Genomic DNA, 326 nt, shown 5'->3' with positions numbered 1-326 from the left:
CTGGATGCGTTATTAACTGGCGAATCAAACGTAGTCGCAAACTTATCAAATGCGTCCGCATTATTAAACCAATTTTTAGATCGCGTTAATTGGGTTGGCTTTTATGTAACAGAAGGAAATCAGCTTGTCCTTGGACCGTTCCAAGGAATGCCTGCTTGCGTACGCATTCCATTTGGACGAGGCGTTTGCGGCGTAGCAGCTGAAACGAAAACAACTCAGCTTGTAGCGGACGTTCACCAATTCCCAGGTCACATCGCTTGCGATAGTGCTTCTAATTCGGAAATCGTTGTACCGATTGTGAAAGAAGGAGCTGTCATTGGTGTACT

Annotated in this window: 1 protein-coding gene; it reads left to right on the top strand. The window is 45.4% G+C overall.

Annotation, left to right across the window (positions count from 1 at the left end; translation table 11 throughout):
- The coding region (locus tag MR167_RS32030; protein WP_242316279.1) for a GAF domain-containing protein at positions 1-326 on the top strand (326 nt) is incomplete at both ends.

Source organism: Bacillus cereus group sp. BfR-BA-01355 (assembly GCF_022663675.1).
GTDB lineage: Bacteria > Bacillota > Bacilli > Bacillales > Bacillaceae_G > Bacillus_A > Bacillus_A thuringiensis_S.
The sequence above is the reverse complement of the archived record's forward strand: the minus strand, read 5'-3'. Positions and strand labels throughout refer to the sequence as shown.